Annotated in this window: 14 protein-coding genes; 11 read left to right on the top strand and 3 right to left on the bottom strand. The window is 67.4% G+C overall.

Annotated elements, in window-relative coordinates:
• Positions 1–133 precede the first annotated feature (133 nt).
• Genes ACFC0B_RS19715 through ACFC0B_RS19670 form a run of 10 tightly spaced genes read left to right on the top strand, consistent with a single transcriptional unit; the run spans position 134 to position 9,748 of the window.
• Positions 134–331, top strand: a complete 198-nt coding sequence (locus ACFC0B_RS19715; protein ID WP_376087117.1) for a hypothetical protein — start codon at positions 134–136, stop codon at positions 329–331.
• A complete protein-coding gene (locus ACFC0B_RS19710) occupies positions 331–3,498 on the top strand; it encodes a tape measure protein (RefSeq protein WP_376087115.1) in 3,168 nt (1,055 codons plus the stop codon). Before ACFC0B_RS19715 ends, ACFC0B_RS19710 begins: the two co-directional genes overlap by 1 nt.
• Positions 3,499–3,501: 3 nt before the next feature.
• Positions 3,502–4,350 carry a hypothetical protein gene (locus ACFC0B_RS19705; protein ID WP_376087113.1) on the top strand — a complete coding sequence of 283 codons (849 nt, stop codon included), beginning with the start codon at positions 3,502–3,504 and terminating at the stop codon, positions 4,348–4,350.
• 10 nt (positions 4,351–4,360) lie between these two features.
• A complete protein-coding gene (locus tag ACFC0B_RS19700; protein ID WP_376087111.1) occupies positions 4,361–5,485 on the top strand; it encodes a hypothetical protein in 1,125 nt (374 codons plus the stop codon).
• Positions 5,482–6,690 (top strand): hypothetical protein, encoded by a 1,209-nt coding sequence (locus tag ACFC0B_RS19695; RefSeq protein ID WP_376087109.1) that lies wholly within the window; start codon positions 5,482–5,484, stop codon positions 6,688–6,690. Before ACFC0B_RS19700 ends, ACFC0B_RS19695 begins: the two co-directional genes overlap by 4 nt.
• A complete protein-coding gene (locus tag ACFC0B_RS19690; protein WP_376087107.1) occupies positions 6,656–7,177 on the top strand; it encodes a hypothetical protein in 522 nt (173 codons plus the stop codon). Before ACFC0B_RS19695 ends, ACFC0B_RS19690 begins: the two co-directional genes overlap by 35 nt.
• A 9-nt stretch (positions 7,178–7,186) precedes the next feature.
• Positions 7,187–7,429, top strand: coding sequence for a hypothetical protein (locus ACFC0B_RS19685; RefSeq protein WP_376087105.1), 243 nt, complete (start codon positions 7,187–7,189; stop codon positions 7,427–7,429).
• 3 nt (positions 7,430–7,432) lie between these two features.
• The gene (locus ACFC0B_RS19680; RefSeq protein WP_376087103.1) at positions 7,433–7,714 is read left to right on the top strand and encodes a hypothetical protein; all 282 of its coding nucleotides are present in this window, start codon (positions 7,433–7,435) and stop codon (positions 7,712–7,714) included.
• Positions 7,698–9,410, top strand: coding sequence for a LysM peptidoglycan-binding domain-containing protein (locus tag ACFC0B_RS19675; protein ID WP_376087101.1), 1,713 nt, complete (start codon positions 7,698–7,700; stop codon positions 9,408–9,410). Before ACFC0B_RS19680 ends, ACFC0B_RS19675 begins: the two co-directional genes overlap by 17 nt.
• Entirely contained in the window at positions 9,407–9,748 is a 342-nt protein-coding gene (locus ACFC0B_RS19670) for a hypothetical protein (protein ID WP_376087099.1), read from the top strand. The genes ACFC0B_RS19675 and ACFC0B_RS19670 overlap by 4 nt, the downstream gene beginning before the upstream one ends.
• A 54-nt stretch (positions 9,749–9,802) precedes the next feature.
• Here ACFC0B_RS19670 and ACFC0B_RS19665 read toward each other — a convergent pair whose 3' ends face one another.
• Positions 9,803–11,053, bottom strand: coding sequence for a DUF3987 domain-containing protein (locus ACFC0B_RS19665; RefSeq protein WP_376087097.1), 1,251 nt, complete (start codon positions 11,051–11,053; stop codon positions 9,803–9,805).
• Between the two features lie 649 nt (positions 11,054–11,702).
• Here ACFC0B_RS19665 and ACFC0B_RS19660 point away from each other — a divergent pair.
• Complete coding sequence (locus tag ACFC0B_RS19660) at positions 11,703–13,001, top strand: flavin-containing monooxygenase (protein WP_376087095.1); 1,299 nt, start codon at positions 11,703–11,705, stop codon at positions 12,999–13,001.
• Positions 13,002–13,029: 28 nt separating this feature from the next.
• Here the strand turns inward: ACFC0B_RS19660 and ACFC0B_RS19655 are convergent, their stop codons facing one another.
• Positions 13,030–14,148, bottom strand: a complete 1,119-nt coding sequence (locus ACFC0B_RS19655) for a tryptophan dimethylallyltransferase family protein (RefSeq protein ID WP_376087093.1) — start codon at positions 14,146–14,148, stop codon at positions 13,030–13,032.
• Entirely contained in the window at positions 14,115–15,437 is a 1,323-nt protein-coding gene (locus tag ACFC0B_RS19650; protein WP_376087092.1) for a cytochrome P450, read from the bottom strand. The genes ACFC0B_RS19655 and ACFC0B_RS19650 overlap by 34 nt, the downstream gene beginning before the upstream one ends.

Genomic DNA, 15,437 nt, shown 5'->3' with positions numbered 1-15,437 from the left:
CCTGGACATCCGCAACCTCGGTACGGCCTCCCTCTCCTGGGGGCGCTTCCGCGAGCTGCTTAAGCGGCTCCCGCCGGAGTCGAACACACTCCGCGCGGTCGAGGGCCGACACGGACTCAACTGGTCGGCCGAAATGCAGCTCCTCGCCGGTATCGCCGACACGGTTCGGGTCGGCAACTACCTGACCGGCTTCCTCCTTCAGGCCCACGGGATGAAGAACAACCCCGTGGAGATGCCCGAGCCCATTCCCCGGCCTGGCGTGCAGGCCCGTACGAAGCAGTCCGGTCTACGGGCGATCATCAGCAAGCTAGGAGCCGAAGGGGCTTATTAGTGGGTTACAAGCTCGCCACGGGTTTCGTTGAGATCCGGATCGGCAACGAGCAGGTTTTCATGCAGGCGACGGACGCCGCCGTTCGCCGTGTCATGGCGCGGGCCGAGGCGATGATGCAGTCCGGCTTCCAGCGGGCCATGAACAAGGCCGCGGACTCTGCAACCGCCTTCGGCCTCAAGGCGACTGCGGCTCTCCTCCCCCTCGAAATGGCGTTCAAGAACGCCGTGAAGCAGGGCTGGGACTTCGCCGTGCTGGTCGGTCAGACCAGCATGATGTTCCAACAGTTCGGGCTCTCCGTGCAGGATGCCGACGCGTTTGTCGGCCGTCTCCAGAAGAACGCGATTGCGTGGGGGCAGGACAACCGAAGCACCATCATGACGGCTCGATCCCTCATGACGAGCTTCGGCGGTGATGTCAAGCAGGTCGAATACGCGATGTCCGGCCTTGCCAACATGACCGGCAAGTACAAGCTGAATACGGAACAGCTCAACGGCGTGACCCGGGCCTTCGTGCAGATGCAGCAGAAGGGCAAGGTCCAGGCCGAGGAGATGCTTCAGCTCGCCGAGAACGGCGTGAACGGCTGGGACCTCTTCGCAAAGGCGACGGGCAAGTCCGTGGCCGAGCTTCAGAAGCTCACGCAGACCGGCAAGTTGTTCGCCAAGGACACCCTTCCGGAGGTCTACAAGTACCTCAACGAGAACCCGGAGTTCGCGGGGAAGGCGACGGCCAACGCGAAGACCCTCAACGGCCAGATGAAGAATCTGGGCAACAACATGAGGGAGATATTCGCCGGGCCGTTCATCGCCAACAATGACAAGCTGGTCCACGCCTTCCAGGCGATCAACAAGGCGCTTGAGAACATCCGGGACTCAGGGGTTGTCGATCGGTTCCTTCAGCCGATGATCGACGGCTTCGTGAAGCTCGCCACCTGGTTCGGGAACCTCAGTCCCGTCACTCAGGCGTTCATTGCGAAGCTCGCCCTGGCCGCCGTCGTCATGGGCCCCCTGGCGCTGATCCTGGGCAAGGTCTTCCGCTCGCTGGGATCGTTCGGCGCCCGGGTCGGCGAGGCCGCCGGCCGGGTGTCCGCCTTCGGCTCCTCCATCCAGCCGACCGCTTCCCAACTGGAGCGCTGGAACGGGGTGATGGCCCGTGTAGCCACCGGGACCTACAGCCTTTCCAATGCCTTCGATCGGCTGCTTCATCCGATCCAGTCGGTACGCGATGCGGCCTCCGCACTGTCGGAGCGCTTCCCCTTCATCGGGCGGGCCATGGATGCCGTCCGCCATCCGATCACCTCCCTCCAGGAGGGCTTCAGCGCCCTTTCTACGCGCCTAAGGTTGACATACAACGCTATCGGGGACGGGGCGACCCGGGCTTTCGATCGGCTCCGCTCTGCGGCCCTCCAGCTCGACATCCGGTTCCGCAGCCTGCCGGCCACCCTCGGGGCGGTCGCGTCCTCGCTGGGCTCCGGCCTGGCGTCCGCAGCGACGCGTGCGGCCGATGTCCTGCGGCATCCGATCACCTCTGCGCGGCTGCTCGGCCTGAGCCTGCGGGAGCATGCCGTCAGCGGCCTGGACGCCCTCCGGGGCGCGCTCGGTCGCGGGCTCGACGCCGGCCTTCGCGGGCTCGTGCGCGGGATGGACCTCGCGGGCCGGGGCGCCATCACGATGGGCAACGGGCTGAAGAAGCTCGGCGGCGGCGCCCTCGGAATGCTGAAGACGGGCCTTCTCGGCGCGTCGGTCGGAATGTTCGCCTTCGTGGCGTCGGGCCAGGACGTAGGCCCCGCGATTGACGGAATGGTCAATCAGATTACATCTTTTCTGCGTAATCTCCCGGCGGTAATAAATACCGTAGCGGTAAAGCTGCCGGGAATGGTGACGGAACTCGTTCAGTCACTAACTTCCGCCATACCGGAAATCGCCACCGCTTTCACGATGGCGATACCGGCAATAGCCTCTGCGCTGACCGTCGCGCTACCGGCTATCGCAAATATCTTCGGTACCGTCGTACCGCAGATCATAACGCGTTTGCTCGAACTCCTACCCGGAGTCGTACAAACGGTACTCAGCGTCTTTCCGATGCTGATCTCCTCGATCACTTCGGCTTTGCCGGTCGTGATCAAGGCTTTTGCGGACATGATCCCTCAGATCGTCCGATCTTTGGGAATGGCGCTGCCGAGTTTGGTTCAGGCTTTCGCTGACGGCCTGGTCAAAATCGTAGATGCGGTGGCTCAATCGCTGCCGGTAATCATAGCCGCGGTGGTGGGAATTATCCCGCCTTTGGTCAATTCCTTGACTGCTGCGCTACCGGCTTTGGTGTCCGCTTTCGCGGAAGCTTTTCCGAAAATCGTAGAAGCGATCGTAAATGCGATACCCGGAATCGTGACGGCTTTCGCCGATGCGATCCCGAAAATCGTAGACGCTTTGCTTCGCGCCCTGCCTTCGGTGATCCAGACTTTTGCGGATGCAATTCCGAAAATCGTGACAGCCGTGCTTGTCGCCCTGCCGCAAATCGTAGCGGCTTTCGCAAAAGCGATTCCCCTGATCGTCACCGCGGTGACTCAGAACCTCCCGCAGATTGTTCGCGCTTTCGTTGATGCGATCCCTCAGATCGTGAATTCTGTGGTTCAGAATCTGCCCCAGATCGCATCGGCCTTCGCAAAATCGGTGCCGCAGATCGTCAAGGCTTTGGCGGACGCCGGCGGCCAGCTCTTCGAGGCCGGCGCGAATATGGTGAAGAAGCTGATCGAGGGACTTGGCTCGATGGCGGGAAGTCTGGCCAGCAAGGCGAAATCCTTGGCCAGCAGCGCTCTCGACGCCATCAATCCCTTCAGTTCCTTCTCGATGCCTTTCAGTGCGGAATTCGACACCAGCGGCCTGGACAGTCCGCCCGAGCTGGCGGGGCTTGCGGACTTCGCGGACTTCGCCGCCCCCGTGGCCGTCAGCTACCGCTCCGGGGGTCTTGCAGGGGCCGCCGAGGACCTTGGCGGGGCCATCACCGCCGGATTCTCCACCGGCATCAGCTCGCGTGACTTCCGTCTGCCCCGCGCTCGACAGGAGGGCTCCGCCAGCAGCTCGTACAACGTGACGGTCAATGCCCGCACGGACGCGAATGCGGTGGATATCGGCCGGGAGGTCGTTTGGCAGATGAAGACGAGTGGAGTGTGATCCGTGACGGCTCTTGAGCCATTCACGATGGAGTTCAATGGGGCCCTCTTCGGAGGGCCCTCCCCCATCTACCTGGAAGAAGTGGACGGCCTCCACGACGCCCCCGATATGCGGGTCTCCGATGTCGGGCTGATGCAGCGCGACGGGATGATTCCCGGTGATGACTACTACGGTGCGCGGACCATCACGGTCACGGCCAACGTCCTGGACGACGGCAGAACGCTGGACAGCCTGTTGCGGGCCCTCAAGCCCGGTCTTCAGAAGCCTTTGCGATTCTCCTTTCCCGGGGTGGCCGGCGGGCAGACCGTGAGGGTTTACGGGAAGGTCCGGAAGCGTTCGATCAAGGCGGACAACCTCTATCACAAGGGGCTGGCGAAGCTGATGGTCGAGTTCTACTGTGCGGACCCCTTCATCTACTCCGACGAGCAGGTGACGGGCCTGGTTACACCGCCCCGGGACCGGCCCGGCGTCCGCGCTTTCCCGCTGCGGTTCCCGTTCAACCTGCGGACGAAGGATGCGAGCTATTCCGACCGGATGGCGCTGATCAACGAGGGTACTGCGGACACCTGGCCCGTCTTTCGTATGGTCGGCCCGATGGGAAATCCGATTCTGCACAACACGCTGACGCAACAGCGGTTGATCCTGAATCTCTATCTCGGAGTCGGCGAAGTCCTCGAACTGGACAGTCGCCGCCGCACGGTCCTCTACAACGGCGCATCGCGGTACGGCGCGCTCGACTATACCTCGCAGTGGTTTCCCCTCAGTCCGGGAGCCAACCGAGTAGAGCTGTCCGGGTCGGGCGTGCAAAAGGATATGACTGCCGATGCGCTGTGGCGCTCGGCCTGGATCTAGGAAGACTTTCTTGGCAAGCGTGAATTTCCGCCCGCCTGCCCTGGTGACACAGGGCGAGTACGACGCCAGCGATTTCCGGCGCGCCTTCGCCGACCTTCGCGGCCGGCAGAAGGGCGTCATCTGGGAGGACAATCCCAAGGCCCTGAAGGTTGAAGCCGTCGCCGACGCCAACGCCCGAGTCCGGGTGTACGCGGGTGACGCCTGGGTGCCGGTATGGGTCGAGCACCGGGAGAACCCGAAGTCCATGGCCCGGGTCCGGCTGCTCAACGACATCTCGTTCAACCTCACCGGCTCCAGCAGTGGCGGCGACCGGATCGACATCATCGTTGCCCAGGTCCACCCCAACGCCGACGACTCCACGACCATCACCCTCGCCTCGGAGAGCCCGGCCGCCGACTACGACCCCGGGTCGTGGGTGGCCCTGTGGGGCATCAAGGTGGTCTCCGGCACGGTCGGCGAAAAGCTCGCCGACGTGCAGAAGCGGATACCCGAGTCCTGCATCGTCCTGGCCCACGTCACCGTGAAGGCCGGCACCGCTTCGACCCTCGGTGCCGCCTCCGTCCAGGACGCTCGCGGCCTCTACGGGCAGAGTGACACCACGTGCATGTACCCGGCCAAGACGGCTCCCGGGCAGGCCCCGAGCGCCCTGGCCGGCGGCCTCTTCCCGGGCCAGCTCGTCTACCACACCGATTCGGGCCTGTGGTACCGCAAGGAGACCTCCGGCGATGTCGCCGAGGCATTCCCGAGGGCCTTCCGCATGGATGCGACCTACCAGTCCCCGGAAGGCGCGTGGGGCAATGAAGGCTGGCACCACTACACGGCTCCCGCCGCCGCATACCCGCGAATCATCACCGTCACCTTCGAATGCACCTACAACGGTTACTTCGGCGAAGGCTGGTACACCCCCGTCGTCTGGGGCCACGGTGAGCGCCGCCGGGCCGGACGGCCGCAGTACTGCCGGGCGAACGAGGGCCGCGACGCCCGGGGGTGCGCCTCCATTCGCGTGCCCGCCGGCACTCCCCTGGCCGTCTACAGCGGCATCCAGTCGGACAACACGGCGGCCTACAACGCGAAGTTCACGGCCGCCTGGACGAGCTACGCCGAGGCCGTCGTCACACCGGGCAGCATGACGTGAGCGACCAGTACCGGGTACTGATGGCCGAGTTCCGCTCAGGCGTCATCTGGGCGGAACTCCCCGTCTCCGAGCTTCAGTTCACCACGATCCTCAACGCCCCGGGATCGGCCACCTTCACTCTTCCCCTGGCCGGCACTCCCCTGGTCGGCCTGCCCTTCTCGGCCCTGTCGCCGTGGCGGACGCTGATCTTCGTGCAGCGCGGCCGGCAGATCCTTTGGGGTGGTCCGCTCATCACCTACCGCGTGGACATGGAGAAGGAAGAACTCCAGCTCTCCTGTGAGGGATTGTGGTCCTACTACCGCCGCCGGGTCATCAACTGGCATTACCTGGCCACGAAACGTGATGAGCTGGTGATCGCCCGCGAGCTGCTGATGCGCTTCGCGGACGGCCAGGGCGCGCGGCTCGACGGCCAGCAGCCCGATCAGCGCTGGTGGGACCTCGGAGCCCCGTACGGCAACGGCGTTGGCGCACTGACCTTCGACATGAATGCCCGATCGGGCGTCCTGCGGGATCGAACCTACTGGCGCTATGAGTGGCGCTCGGTCGGCGAGGCCGTAGAGCAGCTAGCCGCCATCCGATCCAATCCGTTCTCCCCGACTCCGAACATTCCAGGGGGATTCGACTTCCGGATTGACCACCGATGGGAAGGCACGAAGATCCGCAATGACTTCAACTTCCTTGTCCCCGTCCTCGGTCAGGAATCCGGCATCGTGCTAGAGCACCGAGCCAATTGCGATGTCGTCAACATCTCGGTAGACGGCACTGCGATGACGACGGCCGCCACCGTGACGGGAGCTGGAGAGGGACACGATCAGCTCGTCAACTGGTGGTACAACCGCGACCTGGAAGAGGACCCGAACCGGAGGATTCCCCGGCTCTACCAGGTCGAGTCACATGCCAACGTGACGGAGATCGACACCATCAACGGTTATGCCCGGAAGCTCATTTCCCAGGGGCAGACTCCGATCACCATCCCCTCTGTCCGGCTGATCCCCGGCCTGTACCCCTCCGTCTCGGACATCCGTGTCGGCGAACTGGTCGAGGTCCGTGCCAAGACGCCCAACTGGCCGGGCCTGTCCGGCAAGTACAAGGTCATGCAGATGTCCGCCAAGGCCGGAGAGGGAGCCGAAGACGTAACCCTCGAACTCTGTCCAGCGGAGGTATTCACCTATGTCGGAACTGACGACCCCCAGCCTGGCTGGTGAACTGGCGGCCCTGAAGCGCCGCCTCTCTAACCTGGAACGCACCCCGCAGCGCGCGGCCCGTCAGCAGCAGCTCGTTGTTGCCAACGCCCCGCAGGCCGCCGGCCAGATGCCCAACCCGACCAGCCAGGGCTTCATCAACATGTGGGGCGTCTCCAGCCGGGCCCTGGTCGCCGAGTTCGACATCACCAAGCTCGGCGCCGGATGGATGGCCGGCTTTCAGCTCTACGACCCCGTGACGGGCCGCTCGGCCTCCCACTTCACCAACGAGGCACTGGGCGCCAGGCGCCTTCGCCTGTCGTGGATTCACGGCCGCCCCGTGGGCTGGCAGACCGACCTCACCAACTCCGCGACCCCGATCGAGATCCGCATGTGGGGCAACACCACCGGCGACGCCGCCAATCAGCGCATGTCCGCCCGCTGGGCCGTCGCCCTTGCCCCCGAGGAATGGAACGCCGCCACCGATGCGGGAGCGTTCCAGTACATCTAAGGAAAACCATTGCAGGGACAGACTTTTGACCTTTCCGTCGTCCTGACCGCCGACGACGTGAAGGCCGTGGCGAAGTACCTCGGCTACTCGACGGCCGAGTACTGGAACCCGGACAAGAGCGTCGATGTGGTCCGGGAACACGTTCACCGGCTCATCGAGTCGGAGGTGTCCGGACTCCTCGCGCGCTCGGCACCGTACCGGCCGCTGGCCGCCTCGGTCACCGTCACCGCCCCTTCCACTCCGGCGAGTTGATCCGTGACGGGATTCACCGACTTCGCCGAGATGACCACCGCGGCCTTCGGCGTCGGCGGCCTCTTCGCCGCCTGTTACGTCAGCTACAAGGCCCGCACGCAGACCGAGACCGTTCGCGTTCTCGCCGAGGAGCGAGACGCATTCAAGGAACAGTCAGACCGCCTGAAGGCCCAACTCCAGGAGATCAAAGACGAGTTGCGTGCCCTGCGGGCCGAGAACCAGATGCTCCGCCGCGAAATCCTGATGTTCACCATTAACCGAGGTGCCAATGCCGACTCCGAATGACGTAATCACCCAAGCCCTCAAGCACGTTGACTACCGCGAGGGCCCCAACAACGACACCGTGTTCAATCGGCGGTTCGGCCGGATTCCCGGCTATCCGGCGGACGGCTACGGCTACCCCTGGTGCCAGTCGTTCCAGTCGATCATCTTCAAGGACGCCGGCATGCGCCCGGATGCCGACTACCCGTGGACTGCCGCATGCGCCAGCGCAACACAGTGGTTCACGAGCCGGGGCCGCTTCGACCGGACGCCGAAGGTCGGCGACCAGGCCCTCTTCGGCACCGATGGCGGTTCACACGTCGAGCTGGTCATCGCCGTCTTCAACGATGGCCGGGACATCGAGACCATCGGCGGGAACACCAACTCCGGTCAGTCAGCCAACGGTGATGGCGTCTACCGCAAGCGGTACAACAACTGGGCCTCCACCACCCGCATCCACGGCTTCGGCCACCCCGCCTACTCGGCTACCGGCGGGGGCCAGACCACCCCACCCAACGGCGGGCAGGGCACGAAGTTCAAGGTCGCGGCCGGCATGACCCTGCTCGGCATCGCCGCCGCCCTGGGCGTGCCGCTCGCGGATCTGCTCGCCGCCAACCCCGAGATCCGCAACCCGGACCAGATCACCGAGGGCCAGGTGATCAACGTCCCGCAGAAGCCCGTGCAGCCGACTCCGCAGCCCACGGAGAAGCCAACCGAGAAGCCGACCCCCAAGCCGACGGAGAAGCCCGTCGAGCGGCCCTCTGGCGACTCCTACACGGTCAAGCGGGGTGACACCCTCGGTGTCATCGCCAAGGCCCACGGCGTGACCCTGGCGGCCCTCCTGAAGGCCAACCCCGGACGCTTCCCGAACCCCGACCTCATCGAGCCCGGCCAGAAGGTCACGATCCCCGCAGGGAACGCCCAGAAGCCGCAGGCGAAGCCGTCCACCCCGAAGCCGCCCACCCGGCCGGCCACGCCCCCCACCACGACCGAGAGCGGCATCTACACCGTGAAGAAGGGTGACACCCTCTCGGGCATCGCTCGGGCCCACCACATCGAGCTGCCCGCGCTCCTGGCGGCCAACGCCGGCCGCTTCCCCGACCCGGATCTGATCTTCCCGGGTCAGCGCGTCTTCCTGCCCGTCCGGAGCAAGACACCCAACCCTCCGGCCAAGCCGAAGCCCCCGGTGGATCAGCGACCGACACCCGCCACGCCGCCGAGCAAGCAGCCCGAGCCCAGTGGCGGGGCCACTGCGGATTCACTCCTGCCCCTGCCCCTGACGCACGCTCAGTCGAGCTGGGACTTCACGCCTGAGATGCGAGAGAACGCCGCCATCATCCGGCAGGAGGCGCACGCCGTCTTCGGTGCCGGCCTCGGTGACCGAGCCGCCGTGATCGGCGTCGCTACCGCCATCCAGGAGAGCGGCTTGAAGAACCTCCGATACGGGGACCAGGACAGCCTTGGACTGTTCCAGCAGCGGCCTTCGATGGGCTGGGGAACCGTGGCACAGGTCACCGATCCGCACTACGCGGCCCGGAAGTTCTTCACCACGATGAAGGAGCTGGCTCCGGGGAAGTTCGGCCCGGACTACCTGACGAAGGTCCCGCTCTACCAGGTGTCCCACATCGTCCAGCTCTCCGGCAGCCCGGAGGCGCCGGCCAAGTACGAGCGGGCCGCCGCACAGATCGTCGCCCAGCTCGCCAAGGGAGGTAGCCAGTGAAGTACCTGAAGGACAACCCGGCCTCGATCGTGAGCTTCGTCGGCGCACTCCTGACGCTGCTCGCGGTGTACGTCCCGGGCCTGCCGCAGGAAGCGATCCTGGGTGTCGTCTCGGCCCTGGTCCTGGGCGGTGTGAAGGCCCAGCGGATCGAGGACGCGAAGACCGAAGCCGCACTCCACCAGATGAGCCCGTTCGAGGCCGCCGCACTGCGCCAGCAGGCCCTTGCGGAGGCCGAGGCCGGCCGCCAGGCCGCGACCGAGGAGACCGCCGGCACGCGACCGATCGTGACCGGCGTGGACCTGGACACCGGCAGTGTCAGCATCCGCTTCCCCGAGTGATCCGGACATGAGAGAACCCCCACCAGCCTTCCGGCCGGTGGGGGCCGCTTCTCGTTACTCCGCCACGCGGGCGGCCGGCAGGCTGTAGATCCTGGTCGGCCTCCCACCCCGGGCCACCTTCGTCTCGGTAGCGCCGACACTGGCCATCAGCTCATCGAAGCGCTCGCCGCTGAAGTTGTAGTGGGTGAGCTTCATCAGGTCCATCCGCTTCAGCCCCTCCTCGCCAGCCTCTTCGAGGTGAAGCCTCACGTTCTCCTTCGCGTTCTCCCACTGCCGATTGACCGGGACTGCGCGGTTCTGTCGCAGGTAGGCGACCGTGGCATAGGAGTAGTCGAGGACCGCCTTCGCGGCCTTCAGGTCCTTCACTCCGATCTTGTCGCGCTGGTCGAGCAGCGCGTACACGGCCGCCAGGCGCATGAGGTATGGAATGTGCCGCTGGACGAACTCCTTGATCACCGGGTCCTTCTCATCCCGGTAGGAGAGATCGGCGTAGAGCTGATCCACGTAGAGCTTCTGTGCCGGGCCGGTCATCGTGACCTCGGTGACCTTCTTGGCGGACTCCACCGCCGCGCGCAGCCCTTCGGCCAGTGCGTCAGTCTCCTCTTCCCACCCGGGGATGTCCGGCGGAATCGGAACATCCTTGTCCTTGTGGGTGAACAGCGGAAGAAAGCGGTTGTACGAGCCACCGGCCAAGTCGGACGGCTTCATCTTGGCATCGAACTCGGTCGGCGTGACATGCCCAAGGACGACGATGTGAGCACCACTGGCCGTCTCGGACTCCTTGGTCTTGATGACCAGGTTCTTGCCGTCCCACGCGTCTCGTAGGACACCGCCGAGGATGCCGCCCCCGGACTTCGACATCACGTTCACATACTCGGTGGCGATCACCAGGAGGCGCTTGTCATCGACGCCGCCGGTCCACTCCTCGTCCCACTCGCCAGTCTCCGGGTCCTTCACCTTCTTGAGCCGGTGATCCCGAACCGAGTAGATCAGGCCCTCGCCAGTGTTCAGTGAGGTGGAGACGTTCTTGCCCTCGAAGAACTCGGGCTCCGCAGCCTTAAGGAACTCCTCCATCTCGTCGGTTGCGGTGCCCTTGCGCCCCTCACCGGTCGGACCCATCATGAGCGACCAGATGGCGAGGCTCTGCGCCCGCCGGCCGACTCGGACCTTCGGTCCCTTGCCGATCATGGCGGAGAAGCCCGCGAACAGGCTCGCCAGCATGCCGGCATTGTCGGCCTCGGTCATCGGCTCGACGTGCCGCACGATCCTGCCCGCCAGGCCGGCGTACGCCTCGTTCGCCAGCACAGGAGCATCTACGGGCCTCAGACTCACTACTTCTCCCCACAGTGGATAGGAAGGAGCCGGGGCAGTCATGACAGGACAAACCCCCGACCCCCTCAACAGGATCAACCTTAGCAGGCGGGCACCGAGCCCAGTAACTTAGTTACTTAGTTAGCCCCGGCGCGACGGGGCACCAGGGGTGCGGGTCCGCGCCGCCACGCGCCCCCAGCCCGAGCCCAACCCCATGCGGTAGCGTGACCAACGGATGACCAACAGCGGGCCGGAACGGGCCGGAACGGGGGGTACGCACGTGGACGCCAGAGCGTCAAGCCAGACGGCGTGTCGCCCACGTTTTCGCAGGTCAGGGCGGTGGCCCGCTGGCGCCCGAGAGGAGAGTTCAAGTCCCCCCTCGGACACCGCTGAGCGGGCCAGGAGAAATCCTGGCCCGCTTTTCGTGTTGCCCTTCCGCCCGTTTCCGTCCGCTTTTGCCCTGACTGTTTCCCGTCGGCGCACCATTTGTACGCCCTTGGTCACTGTTCGACCGCCGTGACCTGAGGTTTACTTTGTCGGCGCCGCCCCGCCGAGGGGCGGTGCCAACGGGGGTGTCCATGCCGGTCGAGGGAAGGGCGGGTGTTCCGTGGGGAACTTCCCGGGTGGGTCGTATGCCGTTGACGTGCGTGGAGCCGAGCGGGTCTGCGTCATCGGCGCGGGGCCGTCGGGCCTGGCCGCCGCGCACGCGCTCGCGGTGCGGGGCATCGACTTCGTCTGCCTGGAGAGGGCTCCGGAGGTCGGCGGGATCTGGCGCAAGCCCGCCGCCGGTGAGCGCGGACCGGGCTACCGCTCCCTGCACCTGAACACCGCCAAGGAGCTGACCGGCTACACCGCCTTCCCGATGCCGGACTCCTACCCGACCTATCCCCGGCACGACCAGATGGCCGGCTACCTGCGGGCCTTCGCCGAGTGGGCGGGCCTGTCGCCGCGCATCGAGTTCGGCACCGAGGTGCTGTCCGTCCGTCCGGACTTCGACGGTTCCTGGCTGGTCGGCAGCCGCGACGCGCACGGGGTCACCACCACCCGGCGGTTCGCGCGGGTGGTCGTCGCCTCGGGGGCCAACGCGCAACCGCTGCTGCCGGACCCCGCGCCGGAGGGCGCCGAGTCGTTCACCGGCCGCATGCTGCACGCCGTCGACTACCTGGACGGCGGCGAGTTCCGCGGACAGCGGGTCGTCGTGGTCGGCCTCGGCGCCTCCGCCGTGGACGTCGCCACGGACCTCTCCCGGATCGCCGAGCGCACCGTGCTGTCGGTCCGCCGGGGGCTGCACATCGTCCCGAAGCAGCTCTACGGCATACCGTGCGACGTGATAGCCGAGTCGCCGTGGTTCACGGGCATGTCGCTGGCCGAGCAGCGCGAGTACATCGAGCAGGCCCTGCTGGTCGCCCGGGGCCGGCTGTCGGACCACGGCCTGCCCGAGCCCGACCACCCGATCTTCTCCTCCGCCGTGACGATCTCGGACGAGATCCTCAGCCGGATCCGGCACGGCACGGTGACCCCGAAGCCGGAGATCGAGTCCTTCCGCGGGAGCCTGGTCCGGTTCACCGACGGGTCGGCGGTGGAGGCCGACGCGGTCGTCTGGTGCACCGGCTACCGGATGTCCTACCCGTACCTGCCCGCCGACTGCCCGATCGGCCCGAGCGGCCGGGTGGAGCTGTACCGGCGGATCGCCGCGCCCGAGCGGCCCGGGCTGTACTTCGTCGGCCTGATCCGCCCGGTGGGGGCCATCACCCGCGCCCTTGAGGCCCAGGCGGACTGGGTCGCGCGGCTCGTCGGCGGCGAGGAGGCGCTTCCCGCCGAGGACGTCATGCGCAAGGAGATCGACGACTACCTGGCCGGCATCACCGCGCGCTACGGGCAGGGGCTCGGCCCCTCGATCCAGATCGACGTGGTGCCCTACGTGCGGGACCTCCGCACGTAGGGCGCCCCGGCCCCTGCCCGCGCGGCGGTCAACCGGCCGGCGGCCGGACGGTGTAGGCCTCCGCGGAGAGGTACGCGGTGATCCTGGGCGGACGGCCCCGCTGGTGGGCGAGCGCCAGGTAGGCGATCAGCCCGACGCCGTCCTGCGGCCGCCGCCCGGTGATCGCGGACAGCGCGCGCACCAGCGGGTCCGGGTCCATGCCGTGCCGGGAGAGCAGGGCGACCGCCCGGTCCAGGGCCTCGCCGTCGTGCCGGACGTAGTCGCGCACCGGGACGTGCAGGGTGAAGCCGCTCGGCAGGTCGTCCGCGGGGTCGGTGAAGGCGTGGCAGGACAGCACGGGCAGGCCGGAGAACCGGGCGTCCGCGTTCCCGGTCCCGGCCGCCGCGGCGGCGAACTCCCGGAGCACGGCCGCCGGCGGGCCGTCGGGCATCCGGGACAGCTCGCCGACCGCGGCGGCCGGCAGGCCGGAGTGGCGGACGTAGACCTTGACCCGGGGCAGCTCCCAGCCGCCGAGGTCCAGGGCGAGGAAGGGGTAGCCGTCCCCCTCGGGCAGGCCCTCGAACGCCCAGTGGTGGCCGATCCGCTCCAGTGCCTCGCGCAGGGTCGCACCGGCCCGGGAGGCGCCCCGGGCGGCCGGGTTCAGGTACACCTTGACCCTGGGGACGCCGCCGGGGAGCAGTTCCAGCGCGCACCACAGGGCCAGCGGGCCCTCCGGAGAGGGCGGCAGGAGCAGTTCCTCCAGCTTGTCCAGGCAGGCGGTGGCGAACCCCCAGCGCCGGGACATGGCGTGCACGGCCTCCAGACCGGCGCGGCCGTTCTCCTCCAGGGTGCCGGCACCGCAACCGGGTTCCAGCAGCACCCGCAGGTCCGGCGGGCCGTCCGGCCGGAAGGCGAGCGAGTACTCCACCGGTGTGTGGTCGTCGGACAGGAAGGTCCGGCCGGACGGCGGCAGGTCGAGCCGCCGTCCGGCCTCCGGTCCCAGCGCCCCGGTGAGGACGTCCGCGTAGGTCCGCGCGTCCTCCGGTCCGAGGCCCGCGACCTCGCACAGTCGCCGCAGCTGACCCGCGGTGAACTCCCCGAGCGTCGCGACGCCCCGTCTTTCCGGGTCGCCGGTCACTTCGCCAGCCAGCTCAGGAAGGAGCTCCACAAGCCGCGCTCCTTGCGGGGCGCCCCGGCGTGCTCCTCCCGGGCGGTTGCGGCGGGCCGGGCCGCGGCGGCGGGCCGGGGTGCCTCCTGGACCGGGGTGAACCGGGTGGGCAGCGCGGAGAGCGCCCGGCTGAACGGTCCAGGACGCCAGGTCAGGCTGTCCGCCGGCACCGCGAGTTCGACGTCGGGAAGCCGGTTGAACAGGTTCTCGATGGCCGTCACGGTGATGTGCCGGGCGGGCTCCTTGGAGGGGCAGGCGTGCGGGCCCGCGCTCCAGGCCAGGTGGGCCCGGTTGCTGCCGGCCCCGCCCGTGTTGGCGGCCGCGATGCTGACCAGCACCAGCTCGCCGGCCTCCAGCTTCGTCCCGGCGAACTCCATGTCGGCCGCGGCGTAGTGCGGCGCGTAGTTGGTCAGCGGCGGGTTGCCCCACAGCGTGTCGTCCAGCGCCTCGGCGATCAGCCCGCCCTTGTGGGCGTACTGGTCCTGGGTGAGCAGCCGGTGCAGGGTGTTGCCGATGAGGTTGCGCAGCGGCTCGGCGCCCGCGCCCAGGAGGATGGCCAGCTGGTGGACCATCTCCTCGTTGTCCAGGGCCGCCTCGTGCTGCATCAGCCACGAGGTGACGTCGTCACCGGGCCTGCTCCGCTTGAGGATCACCAGGTCCGCTGCGGCCTGCAGCAGGACGTCGGCCGCCCGGGCGGCGTTGACGCCGTCGAACATGCCGGAGATCCCGAACATCACCCGGTCGCCGATGTCGGCCGGGCAGCCGAAGAGCTCGTTGAAGACGAACAGCGGCAGCTGCTTGGCGTACTCGCCGACCAGGTCGGCCGAGCCGCGGGAGCTGAACTGGGCGATGAGGTAGTCGGAGATCTGCCCGATCCGCTGGGTGAGCCGGCGGGTGTCGACCCGGGCGAGGCTGTCGGTGACGGCCTGGCGCAGCCGCAGGTGCTCGACCCCGTCGCTGAACATGCAGTTGGGCCGGTAGGCCAGCAGCGGCAGGACCGGGCTGTCGGCGGGGACCCGGCCCTCGTTGAGGTCCCGCCAGCGGCGGGAGTCCTTGCGGAACGAGGCCGGGTCCTGCAGCAGCTGCAGCGCGGCGGTGTAGTCGGTGACGAGGGTGGCCTCGACGCCCGGGGCGAGTTCGACCGGGGTGGTCGCGCCGAAGTGGCGCATGTAGGCGTAGTAGGCCTGCGGGTCGGCGGCGAACTGCGACCCGTAGAGGGGTATCCGCTCGCCGGTGCCGTGGGCGGGGCACCCCGGCGGGGGCACGAGGGTGGTGGACTCAGCGTCCAT

This window comes from Kitasatospora sp. NPDC056184 (assembly GCF_042268405.1).
GTDB lineage: Bacteria > Actinomycetota > Actinomycetes > Streptomycetales > Streptomycetaceae > Kitasatospora.
The sequence above is the reverse complement of the archived record's forward strand: the minus strand, read 5'-3'. Positions and strand labels throughout refer to the sequence as shown.

Bases quoted from the DNA above. Each gene is read 5' to 3' on its own strand.
- ACFC0B_RS19715 (WP_376087117.1), top strand. From the start codon at position 134: ATGCAGCTCCTCGCCGGTATCGCCGACACGGTTCGGGTCGGCAACTAC.
- ACFC0B_RS19690 (WP_376087107.1), top strand. From the start codon at position 6,656: ATGTCGGAACTGACGACCCCCAGCCTGGCTGGTGAACTGGCGGCCCTG.
- ACFC0B_RS19675 (WP_376087101.1), top strand. From the start codon at position 7,698: ATGCCGACTCCGAATGACGTAATCACCCAAGCCCTCAAGCACGTTGAC.
- ACFC0B_RS19650 (WP_376087092.1), bottom strand. From the start codon at position 15,437: ATGGACGCTGAGTCCACCACCCTCGTGCCCCCGCCGGGGTGCCCCGCC.